Annotated in this window: 1 protein-coding gene and 1 pseudogene; one reads left to right on the top strand and one right to left on the bottom strand. The window is 52.9% G+C overall.

Annotated features, from left to right (window positions below):
- The coding region (locus AC1DH9_RS27980) for a tyrosine-type recombinase/integrase (protein WP_477809220.1) at positions 1-1,162 on the top strand (1,162 nt) is incomplete at its 5' end.
- Positions 1,163-1,234: 72 nt separating this feature from the next.
- On the opposite strand, the pseudogene AC1DH9_RS27975 reads toward AC1DH9_RS27980, so the two are convergent.
- Positions 1,235-2,076: pseudogene (locus AC1DH9_RS27975) on the bottom strand (NTPase KAP); the annotation flags it as partial.

Raw genomic sequence — 2,076 nt, 5'->3', positions numbered from 1 at the left:
GCCAGGGACTTACGAGGACGGCGATGGACTGCGTCTAGTCGTAAAGGCGAGCGGTAAGAAGTCCTGGGTCTTGCGGTTTCAGTTGGCGGGAAAACGCCGTGAAATGGGATTGGGTGGATTCCCAGACGTCAAGCTGAAGGATGCACGTTCTGAGGCGGTTACTCAACGACAGCTCCTTCAAAAGAAGATAGACCCTCTCGCAGAGCGCGAGGCCACACGCGTGGCTGCGGCCAAAGCAGTGCTCGCCGAACAAGCCAAAGCCATCACCTTCAAATCCGTTGCTCTGGACTATATAGCGGCTCATCGTTCCGGCTGGAAAAACGCGAAGCACGCCCAGCAGTGGGAAAATACGTTAACGACCTATGCCTACCCCGTACTCGAAAACTTAAACGCCAAGGACGTGACGACGGAGCACGTGCTGAAAGTGCTCACCCCCATATGGCAGTTAAAGCCAGAAACTGCGTCCCGTGTTCGCAACCGAATGGAAATGGTGCTGGATGCCGCAAAAGTTCGAGGGTTGCGTGAAGGGGAAAATCCCGCCCGGTGGCGTGGACACCTCGACAAACTGTTACCTGCACGCTCGAAGGTGAAAAGCGTGGTCCATCACCCTGCTCTGCCTTGGGTTGAGATGCCAGCCTTTATGAAGGAAATCGCCAAGCACAATGACCTCAGTTACAAAGCCATGCAATTGACCATTTTGACTGCGTGCAGAACCAGTGAGGTACTCGGAGCGACTTGGGATGAGCTAGATTTGGAAAAGAAGGTTTGGAAAATACCACCCCATCGGATGAAGGCTGCAAAGGAGCACCGCGTCCCTCTGAGTCAAGCAGCCTTGGATCTGATCAATGGATTAGGACGGTTAAAGGGAAATGCTCATTTGTTTCCAGGAGCAAGGGAAGGGAAGCCTCTGTCCAATATGTCGATGCTGATGTCGCTTCGCCGCATGAATCGTACTGACTTGACCATGCACGGTTTTCGCTCCACGTTCCGTGATTGGGCAGCGGAATCGACTCAATATCCGAGAGAGGTTTGTGAGCTGGCGTTGGCACATTCGCGCCAAGACAAGGTGGAAGCCGCGTATTTTCGTGGTGATCTGTTTGAGAAACGTCAGGCCATGATGTCGGATTGGGCGGTATTCGTGACTCAGCCTTCTGGTAAGTAAATTGCTCCAAGCCCTCTCCTGCATCGATAAACGATGCAGGAGAGGTGGATTCTATTTCGTGCCCGAGATGCATTAGTTGTCTGGAATCAACTTTCTAAGGCGCCGAAGTTCAGGTGATCCCCCGAAATGGGTCTCCAAGAGCTCAATGTCACTTATATTGAGCTCATTGGGTTTGAACTGCTTCAGCRCTCCACTGCCAGTCAGTCGGTTGCAATAAGCGGCAATGCGCCCTTTGATGGTGTTGGTCTTGGCTTCGGTAAACGCGGTCATCAGACTCTGCGCCATCTCTGACCGATTGTCCGTATCCCCCAACACCTCCGAAATGGCCTCATGGTCATCGAAAAGCACAGCTGCCGTCTCATCAATGGAGGGCATCACCACGATTCGCGGGACTACCTCGAGGAAAAATTTAGAGCCGAGGATGCGTGCGCGCGACACCGCCTGTTTCCACAACCGACTTCTATGCGCATCGCCAATGTCTTGACCCGTTATTAAGGATGTCAGCAAAGCTGTTCCTGAGTCAGGCTGCGTTTCGAGCCAAGTACGCAAGGCAAGGTCAGGTTCGGCCTCCGTACCGATAGGTCCTTTGGCAAGGATCTTCATGCTCGTATCCGTCCTGGCCTGGTCAATCATAATTTTTGTAATATTTGACCAGGCCGACTGCAGAGCAGAAATGTGATCCTGGTTGCTCCAATCTATTGGGGTCAACAAATTTGCAGCCTGATCGGCCGAAAGGACAGCGCGTTCGCTGGTAAAGATGTCCAGGGCGTGTTGGGGGGCTGCCGCCCATATGGAACAGGCCGCTTCTATCAGTTTCGAATAATTTTCAGCTGGTACCAGTTCACGCTCAAGCATGTCAGCCATTGAGCGCAAGATTCCCTTTGTCGATGCAGCAGCCTGAGTGAGCGCAAATG

The organism is Pseudomonas sp. 05T35 (genome assembly GCF_056396605.1).
Note: the sequence above shows the minus strand (reverse complement) of the source record. Positions and strands in the feature narration are given on the sequence as shown.